Origin of the sequence: uncultured Desulfovibrio sp. (genome assembly GCF_902477725.1) — a bacterium.
In the GTDB taxonomy this organism is placed as follows: domain Bacteria; phylum Desulfobacterota; class Desulfovibrionia; order Desulfovibrionales; family Desulfovibrionaceae; genus Desulfovibrio.
Genome location: NZ_CABSIF010000006.1, coordinates 1 through 16,071 on the forward strand (window position 1 = coordinate 1; position 16,071 = coordinate 16,071).

Below are 16,071 nucleotides of genomic sequence, written 5' to 3' on the forward strand. Positions count from 1 at the left end.
TGCTTGATGCAAAATTGCGACGTGGCTCTAAAACATACTAAAAAAATATGATATAAATAAAAATATTATACTGATTTTATTGAATTTTACGTGATGGATTGCTGAGAATCAGGCTTTGTGATCTGGCACACATCGTGCAAAACGAAAAATATCACAAGCCGCGTGGGTTGGAGGCGACCTGAACGGCTTAGAAATAGCAACGCCTGGAGAAGAGAGATGGGAAACCTTTTTGTTTCCTGCGCGGGAAGCCTGGTCGGGCAACCCGCGTGGATATGGCAGACGCACTTGCCACCAGCGCCGCATAACCCCCCAAGCGGGTTCAGGAGAACCGCATTATGAACGTTATTGACTTTCGCTTTCGCCCAAACACGCCAGAAATCATTAACGGCATCAAGAACAGCGCCATGTTCAAGGCGGCCTGCAAAGCCATTGGCTTTGACGCCCGCAAGCCCCAGCCTCTTGACGAGATTGTGGCTGATCTGAACAATCTTGGTGTGGAACTTGGGGTCATAACCGGTCGTGACTGCGAAACCACTTACGGATTTCCGGCCAACAACAACAGCGTGCTGGAGTTTTGCAGGGCTTATCCTGACAAGTTTGTGGGGTTCTGGGGCATTGATCCGCACAAAAAAATGGACGCGGTGCGCGAAATTGAGCGCGTGGTTGCCGATTACGGCATGAAGGGTATTGCCATTGACCCTTACCTTGCGCACATACCCGCTTCCGAGGCCAGGTTTTATCCGCTGTACACCAAGTGCTGCGAGCTGAATATTCCTGTGTTCATCACCATGGCTCCGCCGCCGCAGGTGCCGGGGGCCATTCTGGAATACGCAGACCCACGCGATGTGGACAAGGTCGCCAGAGATTTTCCCGAGCTGACGCTCATCATGAGCCACGGCGGGTACCCCTTTGTAAACGAGGCCATCTACACCTGCCTGCGCAACGCCAATGTGTATATGGATATTTCGGAATACGAGCGCGCGCCCATGGTTGACGTGTACGTGCGCGCCATGAACGACCTCATCCCCGACAAAATACTTTTTGCCAGCGCCCATCCATTTGTGGAGCTGGCTGATGCTCTTGATGCCTACAAGCACTTTGATCTTACAGAAGAAGTCCGCCGCAAGGTCATGTATGAAAACGCCCGCCGCGTGCTGGGCCTGTCATAAGGAGAAAACACATGAGCAACGCTGTTGATAAAGCAACTGCCCAGGCAAACCTGCGCCGCGTAGTTATTTCTTCCCTGATGGGCGCGGTCATCGAATGGTATGACTTTTTCCTCTACGGCGTAGTCGCCGGGCTTGTGTTCAACAAACTGTTTTTCCCGTCCTTTTCGTCGGGCGTTGGTACCATCCTGGCATTTGCGACCTTTGCCGTGGGCTTTGTGGCCCGCCCCCTTGGCGGTTTTATCTTCGGGCATTTTGGCGACAAGATCGGCCGCAAAAAAATGCTCATTCTCACCCTTGAAATCATGGGCGTGGCCACAGTGCTTATTGGCTGCATTCCATCCTATGACAGCATCGGTATCTGGGCGCCCATTCTGCTGGTTACCTGCCGCATTGCCCAGGGTATTGGCCTTGGCGGCGAGTGGGGCGGTGCGGTGCTTATGGCCTTTGAATCGGCCCCTGCCCACAAGCGTGCGTTTTACGGCAGCCTGCCCCAGGTGGGTCTTTCCCTTGGTCTCATGCTGGCATCCGGCGTGATCGGCGTGCTTTCCTGGCTGCTGCCCGACGAGGCCTTTATCGCCTGGGGTTGGCGCGTGGCCTTTGTGTTAAGCGCCGTACTGGTGCTTGTTGGCGCGTACATCCGTACCTCCGTGCAGGAAACTCAGGACTTTTCCAGCGCCAAAAAGCATGTGGAAAAAATCCGCTACCCCATGATTGACGCCTTCAAACGTTACCCCAAGACCCTGATGGCCTGCGTGGGTGCGCGTTTTGTGGAAGGTATCGCTTTCAACGTATTTGGCGTGTTCTCCCTGACCTACCTTACAAATACCTGCGGCGTTAACCGTACCGTGGCCCTTATGGCCGTGGTGGTGGCATCTGCCGTCATGGCCTGCTTTATCCCCATGTGGGGCGCCATGGCCGACCGCATAGGCAAGGGCCGCATTTTCGGCACTGCCGCAGTGCTGCTGGGCATCACCTCCTTCCCCGTGTTCTGGGTGCTGCACAACTACGCCACCACCAACCTGTTCTTTGTGTACCTTGCCATCATTGTTCCCTTCGGTATCGTCTACGCTGCCGCTTACGCCAGCATGGCGAGCCTGTTCTCCGACAGCTTTGACGCCACTGTACGCTATTCAAGTATTTCCTTCGTGTATCAGTTTTCAGGCATCTTCGCCTCGGGCCTGACGCCCATGATTGCCACCATGCTGGTACAGGCCAATGGTTCGCAACCCTGGTATCTGTGCGGCTATCTGCTTGTGGCTGGTATTATCAGCACCATATCCACCATCTGGCTGGGAACCATCCGCGAACGCAACGACCTGTACCACACTGCGCCTGCCAGCAGCGCGGAAGAGGCCTCTGAATCTGCTGTGACCGACGCGGCGGTGTAACCTCTCTCGGACTAAACACTCTCCTCCCGCGTGGCGGGGTCATATGCCGGACCCCGCCACGCTCCCGGTTTGCGCCTCCCGGCCCCGAACGGCAGGGCGGCGCTTTTGTAGCGGACAGGTTGGACGGAATTTGCAGCCACCGTTTAGCCAGTCGCTCTGCCGACACTTTGCCGACATTGCGGGCGTGCGCCGGGCAAACCCTCGGCCCGGCGCGCTGCCCATGCCCGCAGCAATCATAAGGAGCCTTTATGCTTGTGGCGCTTGCGTTTTCGTCATTTCTGGTGGGCGCGCTTATTGGCGCAACAGGGGTGGGCGGCGTACTGCTGATTCCGGCCATCATGTTTTTCGGCGGGCTCGGCACGCATGAGGCCATGGCAACGGCGCTGTTCAGCTTTCTGTTTGCGGGCATTGTGGCAACGGCGAGCTATCAGCGCTACGGCACCATTGACTGGCGGGTTACCCTGCCAGTGGTGGCGGGCAGCTTTTTGTCTGGTTATGCGGGGGCGTATGTGGGGGCGTATGTTCCGGCGCGCGGGCTCAACATTCTGCTGGCCTGTCTGATAATCTTTTCCAGCCTGTATTCCATGCTTCCGGTGCGCAAGGGCACGGGCATGGCCCAGCGGCTCAGCCCCAGGGGCAATACGGCTCTGCTCTTTGGCATTGGCATTTTTACGGGATTTTTGTGCGGCATGACGGGGGCTGGCGGGGGCATCATTTCCGTGCCGGTCATGCTGCTGTTCAGCTACGCGCCCTTGCAGTGCATTGCCACAAGCCAGGTTTTGCAGATGGTTATTTCTGTTTCCGGCTCTGCAAGCAACATGAGCAACGGCTTCATTTCCTATTCCACGGTCTGGTGGGTCACGGCTTGCGAGCTTGTGGGCATAGCCGTGGGCGCGCACATTGCCCACCGTGTGCCTGTGAGCCTGCTCAAGCGCATGGTCAGCGGGCTTTGCATGGCCATAGGTCTGTTCATCGCATGGCGGGCTATGAGCCAGTTATAGACCGCAAACTTACAAAAGTTACCTAAGTTTTTTTATAAGTTACATAAAAAGATTTATTTTACGGGGTGTCATAGACAAAGATCAAATACTCCACGGAGGGTCAATGTCATGCAAACCGTAGAAAATAACCGTATCGGATCCGGTTCCGAAGGGCTTTGGGACAAACTGCTCAATTTCAAGATTGGCCCGGTGCCGCTTCCAGCATATTTGTTTTTTGCCGCGGTAATCTTTCTGGCCTCACACTACGGCAAGCTGCCCAAGGACATGATCGGCGGTTTTTCCGTGATGCTCATTCTGGGCATCCTGCTGGGCGACATGGGTCTGCGCCTGCCCGTGCTCAAGGATATTGGCGGGCCTGCCATTCTCTCCATCTTCATTCCCTCCGTGCTGGTGTATTACAGCGTTCTGGACGGTCCGGCCAAGGAGGCCGTGTTCCACTTCACCGGCAGCAAGGGCGGCGGCGCGAACTTCCTGTATTTTTATATCGCCAGTCTGGTGACGGGCAGCATCCTGGGGATGATGCGGCAGGTGCTTATTCAAGGTTTTCTGCGCATGTTCGTACCGCTTATTCTGGGTACGCTGGCAAGCTGTATTGTAGGCACGGGCGTGGGCACGCTGCTGGGCCATGGCGTGTTTGAAAGCTTTTTCTACATTGTTGTTCCCATCATTTCCGGCGGTGTGGGTGAAGGCATTCTGCCCCTTTCTGCCGGATATGCAGAAATTCAGGGAGTTGACCCCGGCAAGTTTATTGCCATGGTGGCCCCGGCAGCCATGCTGGGCAACGTGACGGCCATTATCTGCGCTGGCATTCTGCGCCGTTACGCCATCAAGCATCCCGAAAGCACCGGTAACGGCAAGCTCGTACGTACTGGCGATGGCGACCTGCTGCCCACGGAAGAAAAGGAAACCATTGACGTGACCATCCTGGGCATGGGTCTGCTTACCGCCTGCTGCTTCTATCTTTTCGGCATGCTGGTAAACATGGTCATTCCCATCCCGGCCCCCATTATCATGATTCTGTCCGCAGCAATTGTTAAGGCGCTGGGCATCATGCCCACCATTGTTGAAAAGAGCGCCAAACAGTTCTACCTTTTTGTTTCCAAAAACCTCACGTGGGCGCTGTTGGTGGGCATTGGCGTGTGCTACACCCCGTGGAAGGACGTAGTGGCCGTTATCCAGCCGAGCTACGTCATCACCGTGGTTGCCACCGTGCTTTCCATGGTTGGGTGCGGCTTTTTCACCGCTCGCTTCCTGAACATGTACCCTGTGGAATCCGCCCTTGTAACGGCCTGCCACAGCGGCCTTGGCGGCACCGGCGACGTGGCTATTCTTTCTGCTTCGGCCCGCATGGAGCTTATGCCTTTTGCGCAGATATCTACGCGCATCGGCGGTGCTTCGGTGGTGGTCATGGCGGTTATTCTCATGCGCGTATTTTACGCGGGCTAATGGCAAGCACATATTCTGGTTCCCCGGAGGACGCGTGGCGCCTTCCGGGGACGGACTGTTGTGAATGCTGGAATAGCCGGGCGTATATCCACAGGGAAAGCGCATGCAGGAATATCGCCAAATCTTGATCGACACGGAATGGGCCGAGGCTGAAAAGCTCCTGGCTTCTGCCAGGTTGAGCATGCCAGCCGGGTGTGATTACGGCCTGGGATACTACGAGGACGGCCTCATGCTCGCCTGTGGATTTCTGGTGGGCAATGTGCTGTGCGGTTTTTGCGTGGCTCCGGCGGCGCAGGGGAGCGGTGTTTCCACTGCCATCCTGAGCCGTCTTGTGCTGCACGGCAAAGAGCGAGGGATAGGCCATTTTCTGATTTTTACCAAGGGCAGCGAGGCGGAAAAATTCGAGGCGGCGGGTTTTTCGCTCATAGCCCGTACAGCGCAGGCGGCCCTGCTGGAGCAGGGACGGCCAGACTATGCGGACTGGTTGTCCGCCACGCGTGCGCGCATCGCAGCATTTGCAGGGTCGCAGGCTCCGATTCTTGGGGCCATTGTCATGAACGCCAATCCATTTACCCGTGGGCACGAATATCTGGCCAGCACTGCGGCGGTTTCCTGCAACCGCCTGCTGGTCTTTGTGGTGCAGGAAGACGTTTCCGTGGTGCCATTTGCTGTGCGCTTCAAGCTGGTGAGCGAGGGGCTGGCCCACCTGTCCAATGTACTGGTGCTGCCCGCTGGGCCGTACATGGTCTCGCGAGCCAGCTTTCCGGCCTATTTTACGGCGGATGCAACACGCGGCAGCGTGCATGCTGGTCTGGACTGCGCCATTTTTGCCACGCGCATCGCGCCTGACCTGGGCATTTCCATACGTTTTGTGGGCACAGAACCATTTGATCCCGTAACCAGGCAATACAATGCCGTTATGGCGCAGGAATTCGCCCGCAACGGGCTGGCCCTGCGGGAAATCCCCCGTCTGGAATCCATCGGCGCGGCGGTGAGCGCTTCGCGCGTGCGCGCCCTTTTGCGCGGCGGGGCTGGCGAGGCCCAGTGGCGTGAGCTTGAGTCCCTGCTGCCCACGGTAACATTCAACTTCTTGCGCTCTGAACAGGGAGCGGACCTGCTGCACCGCATGGAAAACCATGAGGGGCGGCACTGAGGGCTTTTCGGACAATGCCCGTGACTGATCTGTCCTGACTTCATGCAGGCGGCCCTGCCGCCGGAGGAGATATACTATGAGCGCACACTGCAGCGCCCTGTCGGGTACACTGGAATCAAACGACATCCTTATCACCATCAGCAGCACCGGCGGCAGCGCCAACAGCGTCAATCTGTCGAGCATTGTCATCAACCAGTTTGGGCCGGCCATCAGGGCGGTTGTTGAACAGTGCCTGGAAGCCTCCGGGCTTTCCGGCGTGGAAGTAACCGTGCAGGACAAGGGCGCGCTGGAGTGCACCATCAAGGCCCGCATGGAAACAGCCATCGCCCGTTACAAGGAGAAGATGTGATGCGCAACCGCACGTTTCTTTTCATGCCCGGGAACAATCCCGGTATGCTTGCCAGCGCCCAGTGCCTGGGCGCTGATGTGGTTATTTTTGATCTGGAAGACGCCGTTGCCCGCCAGGAAAAGGATGCGGCCCGTACTCTCGTGAGCCACGCGCTCAAAGAGCTGCGGCCCCAGGGCGTGGGCATCACTGTGCGTATCAACGGGTTGGACACGCCTTTCTGGCAGGCGGATATGGAAGCCGTGGTCGAAGCCCGCACCAACTTTGTGATGGTTCCCAAGATGGAGCGGGCGGAAGAAGTGCGGCAGGTGGCCGGGGCTATTGAAGCCGCCCGGCTCAAGTTTGGCGTGGAGGAAGAGGTAAAGGCTCTGGTGATCGTTGAAACCCCGCTGGGTCTTGAAAACGTCTACTCCATAGCCTCTGCCAGCCCTCTGTTGCAGGGCATACTGCTGGGTGCGGAAGACTTTACCGCAGCCATGGGCGCGCAGCGCACCGCGCAGGGCGAAGAAATCGCCTATGCCCGTTCGCGACTGCTCACGGCCTGCAAAGCCGCAGGCGTATTGGCCATAGACACGCCCTTTCCCTTTGTTTCCGACCTCGAAGGGCTGGAAAAAGACGCCGCCTTTGCCGTGCAGCTGGGCTTTGACGGCAAGGCCGTTATTTCGCCCCACCATGTGCACCGCGTCAACCGCGCCTTTGTGCCCGCACCGGAAAAAATCAACTGGGCAAAGCGCGTGATGGCCGCAGCCCGGCTGGCTGAGGCCGAGGGCAAGGGGGCAGTTTCACTGGACGGCATGATGATTGACCTGCCCATTATCAAGAGGGCGGAACGCATACTGCTTTTGGCCGATGTCTAAAGGGGGCGCAGCCATGAAAAACAAGTTTATAGCAACCATTGCCAATGCCCTGCGCCAGTGCGGCATTACCGACGGAATGACGCTTTCGTTCCACCACCACCTGCGCAACGGAGATCATGTGGTCAACATGACCATGGATGCTGTTGCCTCGCTGGGCATCAAGAATATCATCGTTGCCTGCTCCTCGCTGTTCCCCGTGCATGAGCACCTTGTGCCGCACATCAAGAGCGGAGTTATCACGGGCATTGATACAGACTACATGAGCGGCCCGCTGGCCCGGGCTGTAACCGAGGGCCTTTTGCCCACGCCCGTCATGTTCCGTTCGCACGGGGGCAGACCCCGCGCCATCGGCGAGGGGTCGCTCAAGATAGACATTGCCGTCATTGCCGCTCCGGCGGTGGACGCGCTGGGCAACATCAACGGCACGGAAGGCCCGTCGGCCTGCGGCTCACTGGGCTATGCCATGCCCGACGGCAGGCATGCCACTCACGTTATCGCCGTGACCGACCATCTGGTACAGGGCGGCCTTGGCCGCGTGAGCATCCCCCACGACCAGGTGGACTGTGTGGTTGTAGTGGACAAGATCGGCGATCCTGCGGGCATCGTTTCCGGCTCCATCAGCCTTACCCGCGATCCTGTAGCTCTGGCCATCGCCCGTAGCGCACAGGCCGTTATCCGCGCGTCTGGCCTGCTCAGGGACGGCTTCAATTACCAGACCGGCGCTGGCGGCGCATCCCTGGCTGCCTCCATCTTTTTGCAGGAAGACATGCGCGCCATGAAACTGCACGGTGGATTTTTGCTGGGCGGCATCACCAGGTACATGGTCGAAATGCTGGAGGAAGGGCTGTTTGACAACGTTTTTGACGTCCAGTGCTTTGATCTGAGCAGTGTGCAGTCCATGGCCCGGAACCCGCGCCATGTGGAGATTTCGGCGGATACATACGCCAACCCGGCCAGCAAGAGCGCCTGCGTGGATTATCTGGACGCCGTGCTGCTGGGGGCCACCGAGGTTGACCTGAACTTCAACGTCAACGTCACCACCGACTCCAACGGCAATATTATCGGCGGTTCGGGCGGGCATAACGATGCCGCCGCCGGGGCCAAACTGACCATCATTGTGGCCCCGCTGGTGCGGGCGCGCCTGCCCATTGTGGTGGACAAGTGCACCACCCTGACCACCAGAGGCAATACTGTTGATGTGCTGGTGACCGAGCGCGGCATTGCCGTGAATCCGGCCCGCAAAGAACTGGCCGACCGCCTGCGCGATGCCCGCCTGCCAGTGTGCGACATCGCCGAACTGCACGAAACAGCCATGAAGATGACAGGCAAGCCTCTTGCCTTTGAGCACGGCGAAAAGGTTGTGGGGCACGTGGAATACCGGGACGGAACCATTGCGGACAAAATATACGCCGTACAATAGATTCTCGCACGCTCGCGCTGGCGGGGACTGCCTCGCCAGCGCCGCGCAGGAGCAACTGCCATGGATTTTTGCCAGATACTTGCCGAGCGAGAACGTCGGTGGAACGCCCGTTTGTCCATGGCTGGCAACTACAATTGCCCGGTACTTTCCCTGACGTTGAATATCCCCGGACCGGATAAAAATCTGCCCGGTGCGGAAGCCGCCCTTAACCAGCTGCAGGCGGCCCTGCGTGAGCGAGTGGAAGAGGCAGGCGGCGTTCTGCTGGAGGAGTGCCGCCTATCCGGCGGAGCCGCTCAGAATCCGGATGGTCCGACCTGGATAGCAGCGGTGCGTATGGAGGCCATCGCCCTCAAGGAGCTGGCCGTTGCAGTGGAGGAACGGCACATTCTCGGCAGGTTGGCCGATGCGGACGTGATGGATGCCCAAGGGCAGCCTGTAAACCGCGAGCATCTTTCTGTCGCCACGACCGGAGCGCAGGAAAGTGCGGAAAATCTGGTGCGGGAAGCACGTATGGGGCGTGTGCCGCGACAATGTTTTCTGTGTTCCAGACCCGCCAGCCTGTGCCGCCGCGAGGGCAGGCACAGCCTTGAGGAACTACTGACAGTTGTGCGCGACATGCTGCGACTTGCCAATGAAAATGCAGGGCAGGAGCGGGCATGTCGGCCGTAATGCCCCTGCTGGACGAGCTAGCCGGGAGCGCCAGCATACAGACAGGCATATGCCTGTGTCTGCCCGGTATGCGGGTGGCGGAACTGGCCTCGCGGGCAGCGATTCTTGAAGCGGCGACCAGCCCCAAACCGGGGTTAGTGTGTATTGACGGCAATGGTGCGCACAGTGATATGGACTATCCCCTGTTTGTGCGCAGCGCCAAGGCACTGCGTCCTTATTTTGCCAAGGCGCACGCCCTTGGCTGGGCCACATACCGCCTTGCGCCTGGGCAGGCTTTTGCCCGCCTGCGCCCCCTCGGTATACGGGCGGAGCAGTGTATGTTGCAGGCCACATCTGGCGTAAACACCCACAAAGGGCTGATTTTTTCCATGGGGCTGTTCTGCGCCGTTGTGGGGCGGCTGAGCCGATCTATGTCTGAACAGGGGGTTTCTGAAGCGCGCGTGCGTAGCGAGGCGGCTCTATTGGTGCGCGGGCTGGTGCAGAGGGATTTTGCCCATCTGGCTGAGGAGCGGAAAGTCTTGGGTGGTTCTTTGAGAACGCAGATCCTTCTGCCTGTAGGATTGGGAGCGAGCCTTCAACGAGTGCCGCGCGCCGTGCGCCCCGCTCTGGAAGCGCGCTTGCAACGTAAGCTTACCGCCGGGGAGGTTCTGTACCTGCTCTACGGCATTACAGGTATCAGAGGTGAAGCGGAGCAGGGGTTCCCGCATGTGGGGCTTGGCTTGCAGGCGCTGGAGGCGCACGGGGCCGGGCGCGACCTCAACACGGCCATGGTTCACTGCCTGCTGGAACTGATGCAGAGCATGGACGACACCAATATTTTATGGCGCGGCGGCGCACATGGGTTGCACCATGCGGCAGGAGCCGCGCGCTCTGCTCTTGCTGCCGGGGGGCTGTGCACTCCCGCAGGGCAGGAGGCGCTGCGCCGTATGAGCGTCGACTTTGCCCAGCGGCGGCTGAGCCCCGGCGGCTGTGCCGACATGCTGGCTGTGAGCGTATTTTTGTACCTGCTGCGCTTGCACGGCAGGGGCTGAGTCCCCTCACGCAATCCAGTTATACAGGGTCACGGGTCTGCCGGGGCCGCCGTAATCTTTCACACTACCGAGCCTGCCTGTGGCCGCAAGGTAATCGAAGTATTTCTTTAGCGAAATGCGCGAAAGACCTGTCAGCGGTTCTATATCCTTGAGGCTGAACGGCCCGTCGTATTTTTGCAATACCTGCATGACGGTTTTCAACGTGCGCGCGTCAATGCCCTTGGGCGTGCCAGAGGCAGCAGTATGGCGCTCCTTTTTGATGAAGATGCGCCGATCAAGCATTTCTTGCGTAATGGGTACCTCTGGCGAAATGAGCAGTTGGCGTTTTTCACGGAACTGGAGCAGCGATTCGCGAAAGCGTTCAAAGGTGAATGGTTTGACGATATAGTCCGCCACGCCCATGCGCAGGGCGTTGAGGATGTCATCGCTGTTTTGCGCAGCGGTTATCATGATCACGTCCGTGTGAAAAAACTGCGACTTGATGATGCGCAACAGTTCCATGCCATCCATGCCGGGCATGAATACGTCCAGCAGCACGAGATCCACATGGTGCGCGCGCAGCAGAGCAAGGCCCTCCTCGCCGGAATGGGCTGTGTAGTCAAGCTTGAAGCCGTCTATGCCTTCCAGATACCCGGCGGCCAGATCTGCCACCATGGGGTCGTCTTCAATGATGATGACGCGGATCATTGTTGTTCTCCTTCAGCCAGAACAGTTGCGGGAAAACGGACAATAAATGTCGAACCGTGACCCAACCGCGAATCTATTTCCACAGATCCGTCCACTTCGTCCAGGGTGAGCAGCAACATGTAGAGGCCTATGCCCCTGTTGGAGCCCTTGGTTGAAAAACCCTTTGTGAAGATTTTTTCCTGATGCTCCTCCGCTATGCCGCGTCCGGTGTCGGAAACGCTGATAACAAGCTGACCGTTGCCGTCGGGCCTGCTGAAGTCGCTTTCAATGTGCAGGGTAATAATTTTCTCTCCCGCATAAGTAACGGCGTCAAAGGCATTGTCTATAAGATTGCCCACAATTGTTACCATGGCGTGCGCACCCTTGGGCGAAAGGGCAGGCAGCACGCCGTTGCCCTCAATGCGAAGGGTTACGCCCAGTTCATGGGCGCGGCTGTATTTGCTCTCCAGAAAACCCGCCACAATGGGGTCTCTGACCAGGGCCGCAATGGACGATGTTTCCCGTTTTTTGCTGCCGATAATGTGCTCAAGGTATCCCTCAAGCTCTTCGTAGCGCCTGTTGCGCAGCAGGCCTGAAATGACGTGCAGCTTGTTGAGGTATTCGTGCGAGCGCGAGCGCAGGGCTTCGGCGTAGTTGCTGAGGCCCGTGAGCCGCTCGGCCTGAGCGCGCACCTCGGTCATGTCGCGGAAGGTCGCCACTGCGCCGATGACCTTGCCCTGCACGCATATGGGCGCACGGTTGGTCATGATAATGTTGCCATTGATGTTCTGTTCCATATCGTACTCTGGCTTGCCGGAGGCAATAATGGCGTCCAGGCGGGTGGCGGGAATGGTCTTTTGCACTGGCTGCCCTTCCAGAGGCCCGGCAACGCCCGCAGCGCGCAGGATCTTTTCGGCCATTTCATTCACGAGCACCAGCGTGCCGTCTTTGTTTACGGCAATAATGCCCTCGCGCACGGTGCGCAGAATGGCGTTGCGTTCTTCAAGCATGCGCGCGATCTGGTGCGGTTCAAGCCCGAAAAGAATATTCTTGATGGTGCGCGAAAGCAGCACGGCCAGCAGTATGCCCACAGCCAGCGACAGCCCGGAAAGCCACAACAATGGGCCGCTCAATCGGGCCACATTGGCCTCGATATCCTTGGACATGATACCTACGGCCACAGCGCCCAGCTGTTTGCCCTGCTCGTCATAGATGGGCCTGAATGCCCGCAGCGAAAAGCCGAACGAACCGCGTGCGGACGAAATATAGGTGCGCCCCTTGAGGGAATCTCCTTCGTCGCCGCCCATGATATGCCCGCCGATTTTCCAGGCCTCCGGGTGGTGGATGCGCGTACCCTGCATGTCGATGAGCACAATAAATTTTACATTGGAAACATGGGTAAGCATTTCTACAAAATCCACCATTTGTTTGCGTGCTTCGGGCTTGTCCGAGCGCATACCTTCAATGACGGTGGACGATTCCGCCGAAAGGCGGGCCACGTTGGAAACGGTTTTTTCCGCCTCTTCGTATCCGTATTTGCTGATGAAGTATGATTCTGCCAGATGGCTGAACAATATTGGCGGGCAAAGCGCCAGACTGACCATAATAACAAGCTTTACAAACAGGCTGGAATTTTTGATGGCGTGCAGCATGGCAAACCGATGAGGGCGGTCATGCTGGCGGGCAGACCGGATTGTGGCGGCGGCCCGTGGCCGGGCTCCGCCTGTGAGTGTGCGGCACAATTGCGGCGGGCGTGGGCTTGCCCGCCAGAAGCTATCATATCAGGTGCGTTGTGGGGCCGCAAATGGCGGCAAGCGCGTTGAAAAACGGACATCGCCACCGCCATTCGCGCAAATGGCAACATTTTGCAAAACATCCCCTGAAACCGCACAGGTGTAGCGCGCGGAGCCCACACGTTCCACGGCCAAGTAAAAAATAGTGTGGAAAAATATCACCTACGGAGTTAGGAATGGCGACCCCCCTATGTGTGCAGATTTTGGAATGCTGTTGCGTTGGTCATTGAGTTACTGAACCAGGAAACGAAGATGGAGCCGGGGATGAAGAAAATTGCAGTGTTACTTTTGGTAGCCGGGATGTTGTGCGCAATGCCCGGGGGAGCAAGCGCCATTGATTTTTCGGCCAAAGGCCGCTGGGCTTATAATTTCAGCTACGGCCAGCACGGCAATTTTACCGAGGGCGGGAACAAAACGGGCTACAGCACAGGTGAAGACGAATTTGAAGCCGCCCAGCAGGTTCGCCTGCAACTGGACGCCAAGGCTTCTGAAAATCTTTCCGGCACAGTGCACTTTGAACTGGGTGGCTACAACCGTGGCATGATGCAGTACTGGGGCGCCAGCAACAGCGGCGGCTCGCTGGGTGCGGACGGCAACTGGGTCAAGGTCAAGAACGCCTTTCTCGACTGGACTGTGCCGCAGACGGCCCTCAAGGTGCGCATGGGTATTCAGCCCATGCAGCTGCCCGACTACATCAACAACAGCCAGGTGCTGGCCGATGATGCGGCGGGCATCACAGCCTCCTATGCCTTTAACGAAAACGTGGGCGTGACGGCCTTCTGGGCGCGCCTCTTCAACGACAACACCACTGACGCAACCAACCGCAGCCCCGGCTACATGGACAACATGGATGCCGTGGGCCTGACCCTGCCCCTGACGTTTGACGGCGTAAGCCTCACGCCCTGGGGAATGTATATGGGCATTGGCCCGGCCATCAACGACAACAACGTCAAAAATGAGCAGATCACCAGCTACGCCAGCGTAGCCTCTGCCGGCGGGCCCAAGGCCGGTCTGCTGCCCCTGTACGGCGGCTTTCACAAGCGCAAACTCAGCCAATACGGCAATGCCGTGTGGATGGGCCTGCCCGGTCAGGTGACATTGTTCGACCCTTTCCGCGTGTCGTGGGATGTTGTTTACGGCTCCGTGCAGTATGACGATGCCGCCATGAACCGCGCTGGCTGGCTGGCCTCCCTGCTGCTCGAATACAAGCTGGACTGGAGCACTCCTGGCCTTTACGGCTGGTATACCTCGGGTGATGATGACAATCCGGGCAACGGCTCCGAGCGCATGCCCAACATCCACCCCAACAACCCCAACGATTTTTCGGAATTCGCCTTCCACGGCGACCCCATTGTGGGCCGCGACAGCATTGTGGGTAAATCCATGACCGGTACCTGGGGCATTGGCGCGCGGCTCAAGGATATGAGCTTTATCGACAACCTCAGCCACACCTTCCGCATCAATTACATGGGCGGCACCAACGACCCGGCGATCCTGAAAAAGATCAAAAATGCCACCGGAAGCTGGATGGCTCCCAATGATGGTTCCGTGCCAGGCCGCGAGGGTCTGTATCTGACCCGCAACGACAGCCTTGTGGAATTTGGCCTGAGCACCAAGTACAAGATGTACGACAACTTCACCATCTACGTGGAAACCAACTATGACGCGCTCTTCCTCGACAAGAGCGCATCTGTGTGGGGCAACAGCAAGATGAACGGCAAGAGCGACCGCAGCGCCGATGCCTGGAATACCGCCGTGACCTTTGTGTATCAGTTCTAGGCCGCGCGCGGTCAGCCTCTGAAGCACCGCGAAAATAAAGCGCCCATGATTTCATGGGCGCTTTCGCTTTTATCGGGACGTGCAGACGGCAGAAGCTGTTCACTCGGCGGCGGTGCGGCCCCTGTCCATGAGCAGAACAGGCACAATGCCCAGCGCGGCGACCGCAGCCATGAGCAGATAGACGGCCTCCATGCTCCACATGGAGGCAATGCCGCCAAACAGCACGGGCGTCAGCATGTTGATTATGCCGCGCCCGAAGGAATTGAGCGAAAAAATGGCATCGTAGACGGTTGCGCCGCGTACCGGCTCCGTGATGATGGTCTGTATGACGGGTACGGTCCCCTTGGTCACAATGCCGATGGCCAGGGATATAATCACCGTTAGTATAAGATTGCTTGACTGGAGCAGGGCGCAAAGCAGCAGGGCAAGGGTAACACCTGCGATAACAAAGATTTTTCTGGTCCCGAAAATATCTATCAGGCGTCCGCAGGCCATCTTTCCCACAAAGGAACCGAGGGTGAAGCCAAGAGCGAACGAACCGATGGTTTTGGCGTCTATGCCTTTTGCCACCAGCAGCAGGGGCAGAAAGGTAAATATTCTGTCGTTGCTGAAAGCATTGAGCATGCTGGCAAGCATGGCCAGAAAGACATCCCGGTTTTTCAGTATGCTGAACCCTGCAAAAGGATTGCGCCTTGGGCGCGGGGGAGGGGTTTCCGCAGAGCCGGGCAACGGACCGGAAGCGGAATTGCCCGGTCGCGTGTTGCCGCCCGCCGATGGGGATTTTTTTACGGCGGTGCAAAAGAGCCACAGGGCGGCGCACAGGGCCAGCACGCCATAGGCCAGGCAGACTGCCCGCCAGCCCGGCATGGGGCCCACAGAATAGGCCGCCGCAAAGGCGGCAAAAGACACCAGCGGGATGCGCCCCACATCGCCAATGGCGGTAAAGTCGCTCATGACCCGGCCAAGGCTCTGCCTTTCAGTATTGGCCGTGATGTAGGAAAAAGAAATGTTATGAAAGGCGGCAAAGCCCGCCATTGCCAGCACAAAGCACGTACCGGCGGTAATCATGCCGCCCGCAAAGGCCGCGCCCAGATAGCCAAGCCCGGCCAGGCACAGGAGCAGGGCCACAGAGCCGTCAAAGCCGAACCGCCGCGAAAACAGGCCCGTGCCAAGGCCCACGGCAGTGCTCAGGGCCGCGCCCAGCGACACCACAAGGCCCACGTCCGTTTCTCCGCTGCCAAGGGCCAGCGCCATAAAGGCCAGCACAACCGGAACAGAATCGAAAAGCCCGTCAATCAGGATGTGGTACAGATTCAGCATGATAAAGCGTGCGCGGGGTATCATGGGCAAGCT

General features: G+C 58.2%; 14 protein-coding genes. 11 read left to right on the forward strand and 3 right to left on the reverse strand.

Annotated elements, in window-relative coordinates:
* The first annotated feature begins 335 nt into the window (after positions 1 to 335).
* From RDK48_RS06555 to RDK48_RS06600, 10 genes are all read left to right on the forward strand, one after another.
* The gene (locus RDK48_RS06555) at positions 336 to 1,169 is read left to right on the forward strand and encodes an amidohydrolase family protein (RefSeq protein ID WP_298995527.1); all 834 of its coding nucleotides are present in this window, start codon (positions 336 to 338) and stop codon (positions 1,167 to 1,169) included.
* An 11-nt stretch (positions 1,170 to 1,180) separates the two neighbouring features.
* Positions 1,181 to 2,557: an MFS transporter gene (locus tag RDK48_RS06560; RefSeq protein ID WP_298995530.1), complete on the forward strand. Its 1,377-nt coding sequence runs from the start codon at positions 1,181 to 1,183 to the stop codon at positions 2,555 to 2,557.
* A gap of 248 nt (positions 2,558 to 2,805) precedes the next feature.
* The gene (locus tag RDK48_RS06565; RefSeq protein WP_298995533.1) at positions 2,806 to 3,558 is read left to right on the forward strand and encodes a sulfite exporter TauE/SafE family protein; all 753 of its coding nucleotides are present in this window, start codon (positions 2,806 to 2,808) and stop codon (positions 3,556 to 3,558) included.
* 108 nt (positions 3,559 to 3,666) lie between these two features.
* Positions 3,667 to 5,004, forward strand: coding sequence for a 2-hydroxycarboxylate transporter family protein (locus RDK48_RS06570; RefSeq protein ID WP_298995536.1), 1,338 nt, complete (start codon positions 3,667 to 3,669; stop codon positions 5,002 to 5,004).
* A 103-nt stretch (positions 5,005 to 5,107) separates the two neighbouring features.
* Positions 5,108 to 6,157 carry a hypothetical protein gene (locus tag RDK48_RS06575; RefSeq protein ID WP_298995539.1) on the forward strand — a complete coding sequence of 350 codons (1,050 nt, stop codon included), beginning with the start codon at positions 5,108 to 5,110 and terminating at the stop codon, positions 6,155 to 6,157.
* A gap of 76 nt (positions 6,158 to 6,233) precedes the next feature.
* Entirely contained in the window at positions 6,234 to 6,506 is a 273-nt protein-coding gene (gene citD, locus RDK48_RS06580) for a citrate lyase acyl carrier protein (protein WP_298995542.1), read from the forward strand.
* Complete coding sequence (locus tag RDK48_RS06585; RefSeq protein WP_298995544.1) at positions 6,506 to 7,360, forward strand: CoA ester lyase; 855 nt, start codon at positions 6,506 to 6,508, stop codon at positions 7,358 to 7,360. The genes citD and RDK48_RS06585 overlap by 1 nt, the downstream gene beginning before the upstream one ends.
* A 13-nt stretch (positions 7,361 to 7,373) precedes the next feature.
* The gene (citF, locus tag RDK48_RS06590; protein ID WP_298995546.1) at positions 7,374 to 8,780 is read left to right on the forward strand and encodes a citrate lyase subunit alpha; all 1,407 of its coding nucleotides are present in this window, start codon (positions 7,374 to 7,376) and stop codon (positions 8,778 to 8,780) included.
* A 60-nt stretch (positions 8,781 to 8,840) separates the two neighbouring features.
* A complete protein-coding gene (locus RDK48_RS06595) occupies positions 8,841 to 9,449 on the forward strand; it encodes a citrate lyase holo-[acyl-carrier protein] synthase (RefSeq protein ID WP_298995549.1) in 609 nt (202 codons plus the stop codon).
* Positions 9,437 to 10,480: a triphosphoribosyl-dephospho-CoA synthase gene (locus tag RDK48_RS06600; RefSeq protein ID WP_298995552.1), complete on the forward strand. Its 1,044-nt coding sequence runs from the start codon at positions 9,437 to 9,439 to the stop codon at positions 10,478 to 10,480. The genes RDK48_RS06595 and RDK48_RS06600 overlap by 13 nt, the downstream gene beginning before the upstream one ends.
* A gap of 6 nt (positions 10,481 to 10,486) precedes the next feature.
* Here RDK48_RS06600 and RDK48_RS06605 read toward each other — a convergent pair whose 3' ends face one another.
* Together RDK48_RS06605 and dcuS are read right to left on the reverse strand one after the other, a co-directional pair.
* Complete coding sequence (locus RDK48_RS06605; protein ID WP_298995554.1) at positions 10,487 to 11,167, reverse strand: response regulator; 681 nt, start codon at positions 11,165 to 11,167, stop codon at positions 10,487 to 10,489.
* The gene (gene dcuS, locus RDK48_RS06610; RefSeq protein ID WP_298995557.1) at positions 11,164 to 12,798 is read right to left on the reverse strand and encodes a DcuS/MalK family sensor histidine kinase; all 1,635 of its coding nucleotides are present in this window, start codon (positions 12,796 to 12,798) and stop codon (positions 11,164 to 11,166) included. Before dcuS ends, RDK48_RS06605 begins: the two co-directional genes overlap by 4 nt.
* Before the next feature lie 405 nt (positions 12,799 to 13,203).
* Here dcuS and RDK48_RS06615 point away from each other — a divergent pair, with 405 nt between their 5' ends.
* Positions 13,204 to 14,718: an outer membrane homotrimeric porin gene (locus tag RDK48_RS06615; protein ID WP_298995560.1), complete on the forward strand. Its 1,515-nt coding sequence runs from the start codon at positions 13,204 to 13,206 to the stop codon at positions 14,716 to 14,718.
* Positions 14,719 to 14,817: 99 nt separating this feature from the next.
* Here the strand turns inward: RDK48_RS06615 and RDK48_RS06620 are convergent, their stop codons facing one another.
* Positions 14,818 to 16,062 (reverse strand): MFS transporter, encoded by a 1,245-nt coding sequence (locus tag RDK48_RS06620; RefSeq protein ID WP_298995563.1) that lies wholly within the window; start codon positions 16,060 to 16,062, stop codon positions 14,818 to 14,820.
* Between the last annotated feature and the right edge of the window lie 9 nt (positions 16,063 to 16,071).